The sequence below is a fragment of the Aggregatibacter actinomycetemcomitans genome (assembly GCF_003130205.1).
Taxonomy (GTDB): Bacteria; Pseudomonadota; Gammaproteobacteria; order Enterobacterales; family Pasteurellaceae; genus Aggregatibacter; species Aggregatibacter actinomycetemcomitans_A.
Genome location: NZ_NRDF01000005.1, coordinates 59,464 through 78,108, shown reverse-complemented (window position 1 = coordinate 78,108; position 18,645 = coordinate 59,464). Strand labels below are relative to the sequence as shown.

Sequence of the window (18,645 nt, the reverse complement as noted above, 5' to 3'; positions counted from 1 at the left end):
CGCACTTTTAGGCTTTGAGTAACGCCAAGACTTTTTCCACATCGTTGGTGGTGGTCAATAATTCAATGGCTTCGTCGCTGTCTAAGGCGTTGGTAATCGCCGATACTACTTGAATATGCTCGTTGTTTTTCGCCGCAATCCCCACCACTAATTTGGCAATGCCGTCCTCTTCGTCGGTGAAGCGCACGCCTTCCGGATATTGGCACACCACGATACCGGTTTTCAGCACTGCATCTTTCGCTTCGATAGTACCGTGTGGCACGACAACACCTTCGCCAAGATAAGTGGATACCAATTTTTCACGCTCAAACATAGCATCGACATAGCTCGGTTCAACAAAGCCCGATTTGACTAATTGCTCACCGGCAAAACGAATGGCATCTTCTTTGCTATCGGCTTTTAAACCCAGGAAAATTTGTTCCGGTGTTAAGGTGAATTTCGTGCCGTTCACTTCCACCACGTCCTCATGCGCCTGCGCTGCTTCTGCTTTCGGTTGCGCTGTTAATTGCTCTTTCAAATCCTGCACCAGGCTGTCGTAGAATTTGTTATCCAGGAAGTTGGTTAAGGATAAGTGCATGGCGTTCGGCACTTGTTTTTTCGCACGCAGGGTTAAATCCTGGTGAGTGATAACCAAACGGGCATCTTCCGGTAAATCGTTAATTGCCACGTTAGTGACATCCAACGGCAAGCCCGCGTCTTTCACTTTTTTGCGTAACATACTCGCACCCATGGCACTGGATCCCATGCCCGCATCGCAAGACACATAGATTTTGGTTAAGCCTTTGTAATCAGTCACCACACCTTGATTGAGGTTACCGGATTTCATGGCTTTAGACGCCGCCTGCATTTCTTCCAAGTTGGTGGATTCTTCTTTTTGGATTTTCAGGAAGAAGACGGACAAGGCGAAGGAAACCGTACAAGCCACCACCACGGAACTGATCACGCCCACTAAGGATGTTTTCGGCGTCATAAGCAACACCGCAATGATGGATCCCGGAGATGCCGGTGACACTAAACCTGCGTTAAATAAAGTCAACGTAAACACGCCGGACATACCGCCTGCAATAACCGCGAGTAACAAGCGCGGATTCATTAACACATAAGGGAAATAGATTTCGTGGATACCGCCGAAGAAGTGAATCACCGCCGCACCGCCTGCGGTTTGTTTAGCAGACCCTTTACCGAAGAAAATATAGGCTAACAACACGCCCAAGCCCGGACCCGGGTTGGCTTCGATTAAGAAGAAAATGGACTGACCGAATTCTTGTGATTGTTGAATACCAAGCGGTGAGAAAATGCCGTGGTTAATGGCGTTGTTTAAGAACAGAATCTTCGCCGGTTCAACGAAAATGGAGGTTAATGGCAACAAGTTGTTATCAACTAACACTTTTACGCCTGCCGCCAACACTTCGGTTAAGGATTTCACCACAGGACCGACCACAAAGAAGAACAGAATCGCCAGAATCATCCCGATAATGCCAGAGGAGAAGTTGTTGACCAACATCTCAAAACCGCTTTTGATTTTACCGTGCGCCCATTTATCAAAGGTTTTAATCGCCCAACCGCCTGTCGGACCGGCAATCATCGCCCCCAAGAACATCGGAATATCGGTCCCGATAATCACCCCTGCCGTGGTAATCGCACCGACTACCGCGCCACGATCGCCACCGATCAATTTACCGCCCGTATAACCGATTAATAACGGCAGTAAATACGTAATCATCGGGCCGACCAGTTTCGCCAAGGTTTCATTTGGCAACCAACCGCTCGGAATAAATAACGCCGTAATAAAACCCCAGGCAATAAACGCGCCGATATTCGGCATCACCATATTAGACAAAAAGCGTCCGAAGCTTTGAATCTTCACTTTTGCACTTGCTGATAACATAATTGTCTCCGTCACAGGTTTAAAGTGCGGTCAAAATAGCACAAGAAAATTTTTGTCAAAAACTTTTTTCGGAAAAAATGTGAACTACATCACAATATTTTTTAACCAAAAATTTTTAAAACGTAATACAGATCACAGTTTTTAATTCAAGGAGACAATTATGTGATTTAGATCACATTTTAATCCCAATAAAGTAGGATAAAAAAACACCGGGGAAATCCACCGCACTTTTGCACCAGAAAACTACAACGGGCTTTCGGCTTGCTGGTATTCGCAAATGCAGGTAATACGATTTCAATTATAAATCCATCATCAAGTTACCGTTTTATACTGTCTAACCAAATCCATTTTCAATTTAGACTTTTGATACATTGCGGAAAATCAGAATGTTATATTCTATCTTTTATAATTAACGTTCTCTTAAACTTTTATCAATAGATTCTTCTAATGGGCTGAGTAGATAGCTTATAACACTTCTCATGCCTGTCTTAATTTCTGCAGTAATTTCCATCCCTGCAGAAAGCGGGATTTCTTTTTCTTCGGTAGAAAGTGTTTTTTTATCCAATTCAATAATTGTATTAAATACAAGTCCAAGCTTTGGATGTTCAATCGCATCTAAAGTAATATTTTTCACTTTTCCTGTTAAGTAGCCATAACGGGTATAGGGGAAGGCTTCAACCTTAATTACGACGTCTTGCCCTTCTTTCACAAAACCAATATCTTTATTTTGAATAAGTGCGGTGACTTCAAGGGAATCTTCTTCCGGCACAACTACCATTAATGTTTCAGCCGTAGTAACAACGCCATCTATTGTGTGAACCTTTAATTGCTGTACAGTACCCGATACAGGGGCTCGAATTTCAGAGACTTGCTGGCGTTGATTGTTTTTGTCCAGCTCGAATGTCAATAAATTCACATTATCCGTCGCCTGTTTTAGCTTGTCTAAAATATCATTTTTGAACAATTGTGTGACTAATTCCTGCTCTTCTTTGGCCAATAAAACTTCATTTTCAACTTGCATTAAACTCGCCTTATATACTTCAAGCTCATTGATTGCATCCTGATATTTATTTTCTTCATCTAAAACCGTATGTTTTGCAATAGCATGTTCCTTATATAAGGCTCTAAAATCATCCAATCGGACTTGTTCTGTATTAATCAAACCCTCATATTTTTTTATTCGTGCCAAATAACTGAGTTTTTCTGCTTCTTTTTTATTAAGATTCAAGGTTTTCTGATGGCGTTGTTTTTGCCAAGTAGAGAATTGCTCTTCAATCAGTAAAGTCACCCTTTTTTGATCGTTTTCCGTCATAAAAGGCAAATCAATTTTAGAAAAATCTAATATTGGTAATTGATCTTTTTCAACAGCTTCCAATAAAGATTTATAACGAAATTCCTCTAGTTTAGCTTGAGAAAGCGATGTCTTCGTTTTTAACGTATCCGCTTCGGCACCAAGTGCGGTCAGTTTTAACAATAGTTCACCCTTTTTCACGTATTCGCCCTCTTTCACAAAAATATCTTTAACCAATGAATTTTCAATCGGTTTAATTTCTTTGCTTCTCCCGCTTAGTGCGAATTTTCCTGAAGCGGTTGCGATAATTTCCACATTGCTAAAGATAGAAACAATAATCGCTAAAGTTAAAAAGAGCATAATGGAATAAGACACGAATCGTGGTGCATTTGATACAGGTGTCTCAATTAATTCCAAATGCGCGGGCAGAAATTCATTTTCATCTTTTTCTCTAATCGGAGAATCAAGCTGTTTACGAATTTTCCAAGTTTCATTCCACACGTTTTTATAACGGGAAAGCACATCATACAATGCCAAAAGCCAAGTTTTCATTATCGTTCGTCCCTTTAATTTACTTGTAATTGGTGTAAATAATAGTAAAGGCCTTTTTCATCTTTCAGTAATTCTTGATGCTTGCCTTGTTCGATGATTTCACCTTTGTCCATCACAATGATGCGATCAGCATTTTTTACAGTAGAAAGGCGGTGAGCAATGATAAGCACGGTACGATCTTGGCAAATTTTGTGCATATTATGCATAATGATATTTTCAGATTCGTAATCAAGTGCACTGGTTGCTTCATCAAAAATCAAAATCCGTGGGTTATTGACTAATGCCCTTGCTATCGCGATCCGTTGGCGTTGTCCTCCGGACAGACCGGCTCCCTGTTCCCCCACAACAGTGTTATAACCTTCTCTTAATTCAGAAATAAAATCGTGCGCGCCCGCAAGTTTTGCCGCGGCAATAACCTTTTCCATTGGCATTCCCGGATTGGTTAACGCAATATTCTCTCTGATACTTCGATTAAGCAACACATTATCTTGCAGGACGACACCTACTTGCCGGCGTAACCAGTTTGGATCGGCTAGTGCCAAATCGTGACCATCAATTAAGACTTGCCCCTGCTCCGGAATATAAAAACGTTGGATAAGTTTAGTAAGCGTACTTTTTCCCGAACCTGAACGACCAACAATACCAATCACTTCTCCCTGACTGATATCTAAGTTAATACTGTTTAAAATCATAGGGGAATCCGGTTTATAGCGGAACTTAATATTTCTAAAACTAATCTCACCCTGAATTTCCGGTAATGATACTGAGGCGGTATTATTCTCTGTAGGCGAATTAAGCACATCACCTAAGCGAGTAACAGAAATACCGACCTGTTGGAAATCTTGCCAGATCTGGGCTAAACGAATCACGGGGCTAATAATTTGTCCCGCAAGCATATTAAATGCAATTAGCTGACCAATACTTAAATCACCGGAAATAACTAAATGTGCGCCAAGCCATAGATTGATCACCATAACGGCTTTCTGGATAAGTTGGATACCTTGCTGCCCGATCGTTGCAAGCACGGTCACTTTAAAACTCGCAGCAACATAACTCGCCAACTGTTTATCCCAAATGTTAGTCATTTGAGGAGAAATAGCCATCGCTTTAATTGTATTAATGGCAGTCACTGATTCAACAAGAAAAGACTGATTGTCGGCATTTCTTGCGAACTTATCATCAAGCCGTCTCCTAAGAATAGGACTAATAAAAACAGACCAAATGACATAACAAGGTAAAGAACCGAGTACAACTAATGTTAATTTTGGGCTGTAATACCACATAACGGCGAAGAAAATAAAAGAGAATAACAAGTCTAAAATAGAGGTAAGTGCCTGCCCTGTTAAGAAATTCCGAATTTGATCTAATTCACGAACACGAGCCACCGTATCCCCAACCCGACGAGCTTCAAAATAAGAAATCGGTAAAGCTAATAAGTGACGAAAAAGTCTTGCTCCCAGTTCGACATCAATACGACTTGTGCTATGAGCAAACACATAGGTTCTCAGCCCCCCCAAGACTATTTCAAATAAGACTACAATAGCAAGAGCCACTGTAATCACATTCAATGTTGAAAATCCACGGTGAACCAAGACCTTATCCATCACGACTTGAAAAAAGAGCGGTGTAATCAGTGCAAAAATTTGCAAAAATATAGAAACGATTAACGTTTCTATAAAAATTTTGCGGTATTTAATTACAGCAGGAATAAACCAGGTAAAATCGAATTTTGCTAAATTTCCTACAATAGATGCGCGTGACGCAACTAAAATCACCTTGCTTTGATAACGTTCTTCAAATTCATTTTTGTCTAAAACAATAGGATTTTTTTGCATTAGATCAAAAATGAGGTAACGATCGGTTTCTTGATCTATTTTCAATAAAATAAAGTGGTCACCATCATCACGCCAAGCCAATACCGGTAAATGTAAAAAAGGTAATCTATCAATTGTTTTGTTCGTAGTTCTTACTTTTAATCCAAGTGATCTTGCTGCAAGCAACCATTTAGTTTGGTTCAGCCCATGCCCATCTATATCAAATTTATGTTTTATTTCTTCAGGGTTAATTGAAATATTATGATATTGAGCCAGTACTTCCAATGCCTGAAGAGCAAGATTAGTATTTTTCTGTGAGTCCATTACATATCCTGAAAAACAGTGATTCCACACATACAAATATGCGGAATCACTAAAAAGCCAATAACTCATTAAGCAGTAGTTGCTAACGAATTTGCGTAAGAGTTAAAGTTATTATTGGTCTGCAATGGCGAAGCGGATAACGCTTTACCGGATGAACCAAAACCACTGGTTGCTGAAATCATACGACTAATATCATTTGACAAACCGGACTTTTGTGTAAGCATACTTGACGAACGAGAAGAAGACATAAGGCTACTTGACTTACCTTTATTCTTAATAAGCCCGGCAAGCTCTTGAGGTGAAATTGTCTTTTTATTCCCACTTTTATCAAGAAGATTATCAATGTCTTGCGAAGTAATCCGCTCCCCATCTTTACCGATAATTTCTTCAACTTTATTATTGAGTGATTTGTCGACTTTACCTCGCTGTAACTCAAATTGTCTCTTAAGTCGTGCACGATCCTTTTCAGGTGCGTATTCAAGAAGTTTTCTTTGATACTCATTTAACCCCGCCGACGAATTAGGTTTATTAAACCATCCTTTAAATGTTACTGCTGTTCTATTATTTGTTTTCAATAGTAGATCATTGCCGTTACGTTCAAATGACACCTCTTTGAGGTTGATATTTGCTAATGATAATTTATCTTTATCACCGCTATGTTCCGTAATAGTGTGGTGGCCATATTCCTTACGGTAAACATAAATATCATTTCCTTCTCCACCGGCAAGTTGATCATCACCTTTTCCGCCATCAAGCAAGTCATCTCCTTGGTTTCCAAATAATTTATCATTGCCACTTCCGCCTCTTAGAATATCGGAACCATTCCCCCCTTCTAAATGGTCGTCGCCTTCACCACCGTCTAGATAGTTGTTACCATATTCACCAAAGAGCCTGTCATTGCCGGCGCCACCATAAAGTTTGTCGTTGCCTTTTCCTCCATGGATCTCATCATTACCATTATCTCCATATAAGCGGTCATCACCATCATAACCATAAATCACATCATCACCATCGTGACCATGGAAAACATCATTAAATCTAGAACCATAAAAATGATCCCGTAATTTACTGCCGATAATTTCCTCTACTGAGTTTAATTCATCATGAGCTTTAAAGCCCTTATTCGTATAATAGTAATCTAATTTATAGTTACGATATTCAAGTAGATCGGTAACCTTCCCTCGTTTAGTTTCTTGCTTTGATACGGTTTCCTGCAAGACTTGAGTACCGCTAAGATCTCTTTCAACCTTATATTGTCCGGCTTTAGTAGCATTACGACCGTCGATTGTTAATGCACCGGTGCGACCTTTACTATAGTCCACCACATCATAACCGTCTCCAGCATTAACTATTGTTGAACCGGATCCGACAAAAACATAATCATCTTTAGCACCCAAATTAGCAATTAATCTTGCTTCTAGAACTTTATTATCACGTGTAACGGCATGTTGAATTAAGTTAGAAAAATCATATACACCATTAGAATTAGGAACACCTTTTACCTTCCAATCGGTACGTCCTTTTACTTTTAATTCAGTAATAAATTCATATTTACCTGACTGACGTCTTTTCCGTTCTTCCTTACCTGCGGTTAACAACGGATTTAAAAAAGTTAGAGTGGTAGAACCTTTTATACCCGAAAGATCAATATTACCTTTGATTGGATCTAAAATCTGTTTAGTGAATTTATCGCTATGCTTTGCAAGCTCCTCACCCTTTTTCAAATAATCCACATAAGCTTTACCACTTTGAATACGATCTCCATTACGAGTGATACCTGCTAATTCACCAATGCGCTGATCCCAACCTTGTTGAGTGATAGATAATATATTTTCGGTTTTATATTTTTCACGTAACTCATTAAATAATTTTAGTGAATCTTCCAAGAAGGCGGAATGACGGGCATCATAGCCATTTTCAAAGTAATTCTTACCGTACTTATTCTCCCATGCTTTAATTTTATCGGCGAGCTGATTCGCGATATGTTCAAAAACGGCTTGTTTAGAAGCATCAAGAATTCCTGAAATTAAGCTGGTAATCGCACTCACTAACAAACCGATTGGCGCACCAACTAAAGAACCGGCGGAGGCTGCACCAACCCCTGCTGCAATAGCACTTAATACAGTGTTAATCGTTGTAATCGCAGCATCTGCGATCCCTGTATTTTTGTAGAATTGACCAAGTAAACTATCGCCGTTATAACCAAATTTCTTAAAGCGTTTCGAGTATTCCTCAAGCATTCTCGCACGATCAAATTGTTTCGCAATACCTAGGAAAGACAAAGGGCTGATTGCCAAGCTGACCACAGAGGCAATTAACCCTGCGACAGGTCCCGTAGTAGAAAGCCCCGCTGCAGCACGTTGAGCAATCAAGTATTGTGTGATCGCTTTACCGATGTTACCTAGCACTTTATTTGTCAATTCAGCTGCAGCCGCTGCTTTCGTTGCAGTATCAGCATCTTTATTTGCAAGTAATAGAGCCGCTGATATAGCCGACAATACACCGGATAATGCACCTAAACCTTTTCCAAGATTACCTAACTTAGGTAAATTCTTTAATTTATCTCCAAAACTACCAAAATGTTTTACTTGTCCTAGTGCTTCACCTAACTTATTAAGTTGTTTAGAAAAAGTATCTACATTATTTGTAATGCTAGAAATAGTACCAATCAATTCATTAATCAGGTTAAGACTGGCTTTTGCTAGCTGTACATCTGTTACATTTTTACCATTTTGACGGGCTTTAATTAAGGCATCTAAATCCATGCCCGAAAATGCGGTGTTCAAAAACGCTTGTAACGTACCAAGAACACTCTGAACCTTATCTATCGCTTTTGTCAAATTTCCAGTACTACCCACAGAATTACTTAAATGTTTATTACCTTGAATCCATTTATCTAATTCCGGAGCAAATAAAGTTAAACCTCGTTCGGTAAGACCAAGTAATTTTTTCCCAGTATTTAAAATACCATTAGTTAATGCCGGGCCGTCTTTCCCTTCATGATATACTTCAATCCCTAACTTCTGTGCTGCTTTTATAAGCGCAGTAAGACCATTTCCTTTTTTGTAATTCTTAGGGATATATAAAGTTAATTTCTTACCTGTCTTCCCTAATTTATCTAACGCCTTTTGCAATTGTTCTTTTGCAGCATCAATATTTTCCTTAGCTCTATCTGCAACTGAATTTGCAAACTGTGCAGCTTGCTGTTTTGTATTTGGCAGTGTAGTAGTTGCCATAATCTATTCTCCTTAATTAATAGATATAACTTCAGATTTGTTTTTTAATTCATTGATTAACTCAAAATGATATTGTTGAAAGATTTTATTAGCTAATTGTTTATCGACTTTACCTCCATGGAATTCAGTAATTTTGCCCTCTGACGAACCTTTATAAACACGAATTGATCTGAATAAATCATAGGGAAATGATTTACGCATATGTTTATAAAGCACATAATTGTGACCAAATGGCGCAATCCAATCAATAAACCATTTACGATCACCGGAATTCCAATCGTCATAAACAAGAGATGATACATCTTCAAGATATTTTATCTCATTCTCAAGGCTTAAATTTGCCCAGCTACAAAAAGCAATAGGAACCCCATCTCTCATTAATAATGTATATTGCCCATATTGAATTGCAGGCAGTACATTAATAGCAAGTAATGATAAAGACCAATTTCTATGCAAAGGAGAATTTGCCCATAACCAAGCCACATACCCTAACACTTCAAAATTATTATTTTTCTCCATATTAAATCTCCTTGTTAATAATTTATTTTGAATAAGATAACCAAACCACAATATACAAAATAACTTACACGATCGCATGACAGAAAATGCCAAACTCATTACGAAATCAAATAGACTATGATTTAATTATTATTGTTAAACAATAAATAGAAATATAACTTATTTAACCTTATATTACAGGAATATATTCAAGCTTTATTATTTTGCATAATAAACCTATTTAATTTAAATGAGTGATTCGTAGTTGGGTAAAAATAAAGTCGGCTTCAGATTATTTCTTATATATTTTTAAATTTACAATGAAAACCGGGATTTGATCTTCATAGCTATATAGCAGCTAGCCCCATGGCAACGGTAGAAGGGTAATTTTAAATTCAGTTAATCGTCTGCGTAATAAGCAAGAGAGGTAGAGGGGGAAGTATTTACTTTTTTTAGATTTAGGGCGATGTCTACAATATTGTGTAATCTGTGACAGTATAAGAAGGTTGGTAAAATTAGATTTAAAGTGGATAACTATGGCACTTGCGACAAGTAAAGCACTATTTCTTAAAGTGAGGGAAACTTCTTGTTTAGCTACCTCACCTTCCAGCATGCCATCATTAAAAGTACTTTGGTATTTCCAAATAGTTTTTTCGCCGAGAATGCCAACGATTTGTGCTAATCTTACCGTTATTTTACTAACCTTTTGTACAAAATTCTGAACAAGTTTCCAGTATTCATAGAGTAAAACTTCATTACTTGGGAACTGAATAAAACGGAGATAAAATGGAGCATATTCTGTACTGGACATACTCGTTTTCCTTTTTCTTAGGGTTAATACTTAAGATAACCTTTGACCGGATAAATTACCTAGTTTTGGTTAATTTTGGAGACTAATTTACTCCGGATTCTTTAATAGTCAATAGAAAAAATTATTTAATTTCATAAAATTATTAGTTTTTTGATAATACTTTATCTACGCAATCCCGTATTGTATTAATACGCAAAAATTAGACTGAGAAAATACTGTTATCAGGTTTTGATCTGTAAGATTTTGACTGTCATATTTCTCAAAAAGAAAAAGCGGCAATTTTCATTACCGCTTTGTTTTTTTTCATTTGATTAAAATTACGCGTAAACTGGAAGACGTTTACAAATTGCCAAGACTTTGTCTTTGGTGTCGGCAATCACTTCCGCTTCGTTATCTTTGCCGATGGAGTCTAATACGTCACACATCCAGCCGGCAAGTTCTTTCACGTCCGCTTCGTTGAAACCGCGACGGGTGACGGAAGGCGTGCCCACACGGATACCGGAAGTGATGAACGGTTTTTGCGGATCGTTCGGCACAGAGTTTTTATTCACGGTAATGTTGGCCTTGCCTAATGCGGCATCGGCGGCTTTACCGGTCAATCCATGGCTGACTAAGTCCACTAAGAACAAGTGGTTTTCAGTGCCGTTGGAAACGACTTTATAACCGCGTTGTTTGAACACTTCCACCATGGCTTTGGCGTTTTTCAACACATTTTGTTGATACACTTTGTATTCCGGCTCCAAGGCTTCTTTGAAGCACACCGCTTTCGCCGCGATAATGTGCACCAACGGACCGCCCTGACCTGCAGGGAAAACGGCGCTGTTGAGTTTTTTATAGATTTCTTCATCACCGCAAGAAGAAAGAATCAAACCGCCACGCGGACCGCCTAAGGTTTTGTGGGTAGTAGTGGTCACCACATGGGCGTACGGCAATGGATTCGGGTAAATACCTGCAGCGATTAAACCCGCAACGTGCGCCATATCCACGAATAAATATGCGCCCACTTCATCGGCGATTTCACGCATTTTTTTCCAATCCACTACTTGAGAATACGCGGAGAATCCGCCCACGATCATTTTCGGTTTCACGTCATGGGCTTGTTTGCGTAACGCATCATAGTCGATTAACCCTTCGTCGGTAATGCCGTATTGTTCCGCGTGATAAATCTTGCCGGAGAAACTCACGGACGCGCCGTGGGTTAAGTGACCGCCGTGCGCTAAGCTCATGCCTAAAATGGTATCGCCCGGATTGAGTAACGCCATGTAAACTGCCGCATTGGCTTGCGAACCGGAGTGCGGTTGCACGTTCACATAATCGGCGCCGAATAATTCTTTCGCACGCTCAATAGCGAGCTGTTCCACAATGTCCGCGTATTCACAACCGCCATAATAACGCTTGCCCGGGTAGCCTTCCGCATATTTGTTGGTGAATTGGGAACCTTGCGCTTGCATTACGCGCGGGCTGGCATAGTTTTCAGAAGCGATTAATTCGATATGTTCTTCCTGGCGGCGGTTTTCATTTTGAATAGCTTGCCATAACACGGGATCGTAATCGGCGATGTTCATACTTTTTTTAAACATGGTGTTCTCCTCTTGGTAGTGAATTGGAACTGCGGTCTATTGTACTCAATTTCGCAATAAAATCTTAATAACTCCGGATGTGTTTTTTTTCATTCTAATTATGAAAATTTTTCACTCGGCAGTATTTGTCGGTGTTATTGGCGAAAGCAAGCTGTGGTGTAGCTTTTTTGTGCTGTTTTTTGCGTTAAAGTCATCATATCTCTGCCAAGCTCCATATCGCGTGTCAGTGAGCTAATCACAAAATTAATCGTGTTCGATTTATTCACGCGCTTACTGTATTTCTTAAACAAATTTTCTTCATAAAGTTTATATCTGGAATCCTTTTTAATGGCGTCCAAAGCCTCTTCCGTATGCCTACGCTGTACCCAATTAGTGGTAAACGTATAGGTCAATTTGTGATCAAGTTCACTTAGCTGCCATGTTCCCGTGCCCGTGATTTCATACACAAAAAATGGCTTATCAATAGGTTCAATAATGGTGCGGTTATTCACCAACGTGCCATCCCGATTTAAGTGCAGATTATTTACGATTGTTAAATTGTGTTCAGGGTAAATACTGGTACATTGCCATTCCCCGCTCACTTTGCGTTGGGTAATTTTACCATTGTCTATTAAATCCGTAAGCGTACAGCCGCTCAAAAAAGACAGGGTTAATCCGAGTAAAAATAATTTTTTCATTTGCATCTCCTCTAAAAGTGCGGTGCATTTTTTCAGTGTTTTTTTATTCCTAATAGGGAATGTCCAAAATACGACAAGGATTTTTTATTGTAATCCATGTAATACGCTTATTTCTGAGTAAGTGCGGAAAAGAATTTACACCAAGTGCGGTCGTCTTACAAAACGTTTTTCATTATCAGAAAAGTACCAACCTGTTTGCAGATTCGCGCTTTAATGGAACAAATCTAAATCACATTTTTAGCATTTGAAGGGAGTGGAAAGACTGAAGGAAATAAAGAAAGCAGCATACCGGGCCATTTAATCAATTCGGCGTGGACCTTATTCATCGTTCCGCAACCGAAAATAATCTGATACTGTCCTGCTACGGCAAACTGCACTTTTACACCTTCAATGTTGTCAATGCCTTGTCAACTTTGCTTTCGTTATTCAGAACAACGCGCCAACGCATGGCGCAGTGGGTAGCTGTCACAATATTTCCTTTGTCGCCAAGTTTTTCAATAACCTGTTGGACGATTTTAAGAAGATTCATATTATTCGCCGGAAGTGTCTTAAATAATAAGTAGAATTCTAACTAAAAGGCTTCGCTAAGCCAGCGGAATTTCGTGCACACTTAACTCATCTGCGCACCGAATATACCTTAAACTTGTTATTTCTCGCCAGGACGTCATGACTGCCGAAATGTTGATTCAGCCAGTCGGCGTAAGGCAGAAACGCATTTGCCACGATGCGCAGCTCACCGCCCGGTTTCAAATGCCATTTTGCCTGTTTTATCAGTTCGTTAACGGCGGTGTAAGCGGTGTCAATGCCGTCATGAAAAGGCGGATTGGAAATGATCAGATCGAATTTGCCGTCAATATGGGAAAACACGTCACTGGCAACCACCGTGCCTTGCAACCGATTTTCCTGTAAAGTGCGCTTTGCGGAAGCCAACGCCAAGGCGTGAATATCCGTCATGATTAATCGGGTGTTCGGGTTGTGCTGTTGAATATAACTGCCAATCACCCCTGCGCCGCAGCCCACGTCCAACACCTCGCCCGCGATGTTTTTTAGCGTAGAAAGCAATAATGCCGTGCCGCCATCCAGCTCGGCGGCGCTGAATACGCCGGGCAACGCATAGATAGTTAAATCGGCAAGTTGCGACGATTGATAGGATTTCCAGAAAGTTTTCAGTTCAAAGTGCGGTGGATTTTTTAATTGAAAATGATACAGACTGCAACGACGGGCGGAGTCGATTTTGTGAATATCGCCGTAATCGGCAAGCATTTTTTCGGCGGAACGCACACCACTACGATTTTCGCCCACCAGTAAAACTTCCTGTCCGGCGGTACATTGTGAGAGAAGCTGCATGAGCTGGAAATGGCATTCCTGTTTATTCTTCGTCCAATAAAACAGGATCACATCGGCGCTGCCATGAAATTCAAGGGAAAAATCCACCGCACTTTGTGGCGTTTGGTGTTGTCGGTTGGCGTAGTCAAAATACCAGCTCCATGCGCGGGCGTTGAATCCCTGGCGTTGTAAATCGGCGAGAAAATCATCATTCACCACCCCGGTGAGCAGCAGAGACTTCCCGCTTAAAAAATCCAAATGCCGTTCCAACACTTCGCTTTCTGCACAAATCACGCTATTAATCCTATGGCTTATTGGTTAAAATGGGCGCCCATTATACTGGATTGAATTGATTTTAGATATGCAAGAAACGCGCCGACACACTTCCCGCCGAGATTTATTATTGCAGCAAATGGGCATCAGCCAATGGCAATTGGTGCGCCCTGAAGCCTTAAAAGGCGCGATTAATATCGCCGTGCCCGAGTCGGTTCGTTTGGTTATCGTGAGCCATCAAAATCTGTTGCAACAACCCATCGCGCAGGACCTGTTGCGCGCTCTCACACTTGATAGCACGCAAGTGCTGAATATCACCTTTGAGCAGCTTGCCTATTTGCAAGTCAACCACACCGTCAATTATTGGCTACTCCATAAAAACGCCGACGAAATCCACCGCACTTTAAGCGGGCTGCAACAGCCGTTGAATGTCTGGCAATCCGTCGATCTCGCCGCGTTTAAACATGATCCGCAGGCGAAACGCCAACTCTGGCGGCAAATTCAGCAATCCGCACCGATAAAGTAAGGATTCGCCGTGATACACATTTCTCCTATTGAACCCTCGGATTTTGATCGTCTTTATCTCATTGAGCAGGCGGCACACGCGGTGCCTTGGAGCTTAGGCACACTGAAAAATAATCAGGGCGAACGTTACTTCAATTTGAAAATCGGCGAAGAAAGCCGAATCGACGGCTTTGCTATTTGCCAAACGGTGTTGGATGAAGCCACGCTGTTTAATATCGCCTTGGATCCGCAAAAACAGGGGCGGGGATTGGGGCGCCGTTTATTAACCGAGCTGATGACGCAGTTAAAACAAAAAGGCATTTTGACCTTGTGGCTGGAAGTGCGCGAATCCAATAAAAAAGCCCTGGCACTGTATGATTCGCTGGGCTTTAATCAAGTGGATATTCGCAAAAATTATTATCCCACCGCCGACGGCAAACGGGAAAATGCCGTGGTGATGGCGGCGTATTTATAGGCTATTTTTCCCTTTTGATAGCTTGCAACATCGGTGCAAACCAAGCGTTTACCTGCCGATTGATCCAATTCAAATCCAATTCCTGCGTTTGCACCAGTACGCGCCGCCAATATAAATCGCCAGGCGAACGCTCATCGCCCATAGCGATTTTATTTAACAGGGAAAAACACTTGTCAACATCCACCGCACTTTCATCGGCAATCAGCTTCAAATACGCTTCAAGGTTTGTGGTCGGAATAAGCTGTAATTGCGTCCGCCCCGCCAAATAACTTTCCACATAAATTTGTAGCTGGGCAACGGCGTCCTGTTGAGGCAACACATTAAACCGCACGCGCTGATCTTTCCCCTGGAAAAGCGATTCCGTCGGCTGTTCCTGCGTGGCGCATAACAATAAGTGATAAAGCCAGGCTTCAATACGATCTTTGTCTTTTACCGTCGCCATGCGCCAAGTGACGCGCTGTAGATTGTCACCGTATAAATAGGATATGTTGCCCGACAACGTCATGTCACCCTCTTGGGTCAGCACGGTGAATTGCAAAAAACGGCTTTGCGGCGTTTGGCTTACATAATCGGCGATATTGCCTTTAAATTCCGCCACATCCGCCAGCAACTGATTGGCATAAATGGCGGAGAACTCCCCGCGCGGCAACACGCCTTTGACTTTCAGACGCGCAAAAAACGCGTCGGTTTGCTGCTCGTCTGCTTCTAACAAATCCGCATGAATGGCGTATTTTTCCAAGGCATTATCCAAGGCGAAATTTTCGCTATCGGCAATGCTTTCTTCCTGTTCGGAGAAATTCACGCCAAGGCGTTTTTCAAAGAAAAATTTCACCGGATTTTTCACAAACGCCACCAAGCGGGAAAACTCGATTTCTTCTTCCGGCTCCGCATCCGCCATCATCGGCTGAATAAAATCCTGCAAGGTTTGATTTGCCTGCGAATTTGCCAAAGGCAGCCACTGTTGCGCGAAAGATTGCATAAAAGTGCGGTCGTTTTTTTCAAAGTTTTTGCGACTGAACGCCGTCATGCCATGTTGTTGAATCAGTCGTTCGCGCCACTTGAGATTTCCCGCTGGGGTATTTTCTGCCGGCAGATTTTCCACGATGTAATCCAACAACTGACTCACCAGCACCGACGGCTCCCGTTCCTGATTATCGGCGATGGAACGTCCGATGTAGCTGATGTACAAATAATCCTGCGCCGACAGCAAGGCTTCAAGGAACAGATAACGATCGTCATCACGACGGGCGCGATCGCCTTTTAAACGATGATATTGCATTAAATCGAAACTGTTCGGCGCTTGTTGACGCGGGTATTCGCCGTCGTTCATACCGAGCAGACAAACTACTCTGAACGGAATAGAGCGCATCGGCAGCAATGTACAAAAATTCACTTTGCCGGCGAGGAAGCGGTAGTGATTCGGATTTTCCTCCAACGCATTGTTCATGACATCTGCCACCACATCCACGCCCAACGCGTCGTTAAAATGCACCTCCGCTAACTGTTCGGCAAATTGCTGGATCACCTCTTTAATATAAAACAGGGTTTCATCGGTTTCCGCCGTGGCGGAGAAGAATTTATCGGTGAGCGCCAGTAAATGCTGTTGCCATTGTTCCATGGAATAACGGCTTTGCAGCGTTTGGAACCAATCAAATAACGCTGCTAAAAATGCCGCCAATTGCCCCGCCAGCTGCCCTTTTAAGCCGAAACTGTTATCCAGCCCGAGGCTGTCTTGCCAAATGCCGTTTTCTTCACGCAAGGCATAGCCCAACAACATTCGCTCCAAGCCCGCCTGCCATGAATTGTAGTTACTTTCCGCTTCGTCATTTTTTGCTAAGCCGAAACGCACGCCGGCATTTTTCACCCAATCGCGAATTTGCGCCAAATCCTGCAATTCAATATTAAAGCGTTGGCGAATTGCCGGCACATCAAGCAATGCCAGCACGTCTTCTGCACTAAACGTGCTTTCTTTCAGCTGCAATAAGGTCAGAAAACCGGCGATAATCACGTTATTCTCCGATAATTTGTTATCGGAAATGGAAAACGGAATAGCGGTCTGCGGCGTTGCATTTTGCCCGAATACAGCGCGGATATACGGTGTGTATTTATCAATATCCGCCACCATCACAATAATGTCTTTCGGCGTTAAATCGGGTTCTTGTTGCAACAAATGTAGCAAATAATCCTGCAACACTTCCACTTCGCGCATCATGCTGTGGCAGGAATGGAAGGTTAAAGTGCGGTCATTTTCCCGATAGTTTAACGGCGTGGAGCCATTCGGAGTTAAATGCAAAATACGGTGTTGGATTTGGCTTAATAAATTGTGCGGCGTGATTTCCACATAGGCAGAAATATCATTGGGTTCCAGCTGCGCCAATAAGTAGGCAAAATCCCGTCCCAGCTTACCCCAAGATGCCAATAAGGGATTGCCCACCTGTAATTTTTCCTGCGCATAAGTCAGCTCCCAATGTTGCTGCGCCTGTGCAGCCGATAATAAAGGCTTGTCAGCCTGATTAAAATAATCGGTGCGGGTACGCAACGCCAGTTTTTCCACGAATTTCGGATCAACGATGTCGCCCCAATATTCCTCGCAGGGATTATTAAAAAACAAGTGCACATCGCAATATTGGCTGATCGCCTGAAAAATTTCCAAATAAGCCTTTGGCAAGGCGGGAATGCCGAAAATAAACAGGCGTTCCGGTAAAAAGTGCGGTCGATTTTCACGGAGTTTTTCTAGCAGCAGTTGGTGCAAATGGGCGCGGTGTTGTACCAAATCCAGCCCGGTATCGGCTTTCACCGCCCGCACCAACGCGCGCCACAAAATGCCTTGCCATGCGATATTTTGCGTAATCTGCGCCAATAAACGTTCGTTATTAAGGGTTAACTGGCTTTCGATTTGTCGGCGAATGTCATCGTCTTGCTGATTTTCCCAGGCGCTAATCCAGTCCGGACGATAAACCAGGTATTGGTCGAATAAATCGGCGATTTTCCCCGCAAGTTGATAAAGTTTAAATTGCTCCGATTGGGCGGAATAGGCTAAGTAATGACGCAAAGGGCGCAGCGCATCCCGCTGTAAATATTGGGGAATCAGGCGAACCAGGCGCCACGTCATGGCGTTTTTGTTGAACTGATTGCTTTGCGCCACATCAGGCAGGTTTTCCGCATAAAGTTGCCAAATGAAACTGGCGGGCATAGGGAAGGCGAAGTTCGCCGCAATGCCCTTTTGCCCGGCAATCTGCAATTGCAGCCATTGCGCCATGCCCGGGCTTTGCACCAACACGATTTCCGGTTGTAACGGATTGGGCAGCGGTTGGCGTTGAATTAATTCAACTAAAATGTCCTTTTGCACCTCAAGTTGGTTGGAATGATAAACAGTAAACACGCCGCCTCCGGAAA

At 41.9% G+C, this 18,645-nt stretch carries 12 protein-coding genes and 1 pseudogene; 2 read left to right on the top strand and 11 right to left on the bottom strand.

All coding sequences use genetic code 11. The features are described from left to right. Positions 1 to 7 precede the first annotated feature (7 nt). The 10 genes and pseudogenes from DK423_RS05550 to rsmC all read right to left on the bottom strand — a co-directional run bounded on the left by DK423_RS05550 (position 8) and on the right by rsmC (position 14,291). Complete coding sequence (locus DK423_RS05550; protein WP_109043900.1) at positions 8 to 1,888, bottom strand: PTS mannitol transporter subunit IICBA; 1,881 nt, start codon at positions 1,886 to 1,888, stop codon at positions 8 to 10. 409 nt (positions 1,889 to 2,297) lie between these two features. Continuing rightward, positions 2,298 to 3,731 (bottom strand): HlyD family type I secretion periplasmic adaptor subunit, encoded by a 1,434-nt coding sequence (locus DK423_RS05545; RefSeq protein WP_005557906.1) that lies wholly within the window; start codon positions 3,729 to 3,731, stop codon positions 2,298 to 2,300. Between the two features lie 14 nt (positions 3,732 to 3,745). Further along, positions 3,746 to 5,869 (bottom strand): type I secretion system permease/ATPase, encoded by a 2,124-nt coding sequence (locus DK423_RS05540; RefSeq protein WP_005557904.1) that lies wholly within the window; start codon positions 5,867 to 5,869, stop codon positions 3,746 to 3,748. 68 nt (positions 5,870 to 5,937) lie between these two features. Next, positions 5,938 to 9,105 (bottom strand): RTX family leukotoxin LtxA, encoded by a 3,168-nt coding sequence (ltxA, locus tag DK423_RS05535; RefSeq protein WP_005557902.1) that lies wholly within the window; start codon positions 9,103 to 9,105, stop codon positions 5,938 to 5,940. 12 nt (positions 9,106 to 9,117) lie between these two features. Continuing rightward, a complete protein-coding gene (locus DK423_RS05530) occupies positions 9,118 to 9,624 on the bottom strand; it encodes a toxin-activating lysine-acyltransferase (protein ID WP_005545611.1) in 507 nt (168 codons plus the stop codon). Positions 9,625 to 9,961: 337 nt separating this feature from the next. Further along, positions 9,962 to 10,414 (bottom strand): serine hydroxymethyltransferase, encoded by a 453-nt coding sequence (locus DK423_RS05525; protein WP_005557900.1) that lies wholly within the window; start codon positions 10,412 to 10,414, stop codon positions 9,962 to 9,964. Positions 10,415 to 10,731: 317 nt separating this feature from the next. Next, positions 10,732 to 11,994, bottom strand: coding sequence for a serine hydroxymethyltransferase (gene glyA, locus DK423_RS05520; protein ID WP_005557899.1), 1,263 nt, complete (start codon positions 11,992 to 11,994; stop codon positions 10,732 to 10,734). Positions 11,995 to 12,128: 134 nt separating this feature from the next. Further along, positions 12,129 to 12,671: a hypothetical protein gene (locus DK423_RS05515; RefSeq protein WP_005557897.1), complete on the bottom strand. Its 543-nt coding sequence runs from the start codon at positions 12,669 to 12,671 to the stop codon at positions 12,129 to 12,131. 284 nt (positions 12,672 to 12,955) lie between these two features. Beyond that, positions 12,956 to 13,200: pseudogene (locus tag DK423_RS11325) on the bottom strand (PTS transporter subunit EIIB); the annotation flags it as partial. An 86-nt stretch (positions 13,201 to 13,286) separates the two neighbouring features. Beyond that, the gene (gene rsmC, locus DK423_RS05500) at positions 13,287 to 14,291 is read right to left on the bottom strand and encodes a 16S rRNA (guanine(1207)-N(2))-methyltransferase RsmC (protein ID WP_005557893.1); all 1,005 of its coding nucleotides are present in this window, start codon (positions 14,289 to 14,291) and stop codon (positions 13,287 to 13,289) included. Positions 14,292 to 14,358: 67 nt separating this feature from the next. Here rsmC and DK423_RS05495 point away from each other — a divergent pair, with 67 nt between their 5' ends. Then, the gene (locus DK423_RS05495; RefSeq protein ID WP_005572487.1) at positions 14,359 to 14,796 is read left to right on the top strand and encodes a DNA polymerase III subunit psi; all 438 of its coding nucleotides are present in this window, start codon (positions 14,359 to 14,361) and stop codon (positions 14,794 to 14,796) included. A 9-nt stretch (positions 14,797 to 14,805) separates the two neighbouring features. Further along, entirely contained in the window at positions 14,806 to 15,249 is a 444-nt protein-coding gene (gene rimI / locus DK423_RS05490) for a ribosomal protein S18-alanine N-acetyltransferase (protein ID WP_005557888.1), read from the top strand. Between the two features lies 1 nt (position 15,250). On the opposite strand, the gene recC is transcribed toward rimI, so the two are convergent. Continuing rightward, complete coding sequence (gene recC / locus DK423_RS05485) at positions 15,251 to 18,631, bottom strand: exodeoxyribonuclease V subunit gamma (protein WP_005557886.1); 3,381 nt, start codon at positions 18,629 to 18,631, stop codon at positions 15,251 to 15,253. Between the last annotated feature and the right edge of the window lie 14 nt (positions 18,632 to 18,645).

What these genes read in the sequence shown, in the direction of transcription:
- DK423_RS05550 (WP_109043900.1), bottom strand. Translation starts at nt 1,888, where the DNA reads ATGTTATCAGCAAGTGCAAAAGTGAAGATTCAAAGCTTCGGACGCTTT.
- DK423_RS05545 (WP_005557906.1), bottom strand. Translation starts at nt 3,731, where the DNA reads ATGAAAACTTGGCTTTTGGCATTGTATGATGTGCTTTCCCGTTATAAA.
- DK423_RS05540 (WP_005557904.1), bottom strand. Translation starts at nt 5,869, where the DNA reads ATGGACTCACAGAAAAATACTAATCTTGCTCTTCAGGCATTGGAAGTA.
- ltxA (WP_005557902.1), bottom strand. Translation starts at nt 9,105, where the DNA reads ATGGCAACTACTACACTGCCAAATACAAAACAGCAAGCTGCACAGTTT.
- DK423_RS05530 (WP_005545611.1), bottom strand. Translation starts at nt 9,624, where the DNA reads ATGGAGAAAAATAATAATTTTGAAGTGTTAGGGTATGTGGCTTGGTTA.
- DK423_RS05525 (WP_005557900.1), bottom strand. Translation starts at nt 10,414, where the DNA reads ATGTCCAGTACAGAATATGCTCCATTTTATCTCCGTTTTATTCAGTTC.
- glyA (WP_005557899.1), bottom strand. Translation starts at nt 11,994, where the DNA reads ATGTTTAAAAAAAGTATGAACATCGCCGATTACGATCCCGTGTTATGG.
- DK423_RS05515 (WP_005557897.1), bottom strand. Translation starts at nt 12,671, where the DNA reads ATGAAAAAATTATTTTTACTCGGATTAACCCTGTCTTTTTTGAGCGGC.
- DK423_RS05495 (WP_005572487.1), top strand. Translation starts at nt 14,359, where the DNA reads ATGCAAGAAACGCGCCGACACACTTCCCGCCGAGATTTATTATTGCAG.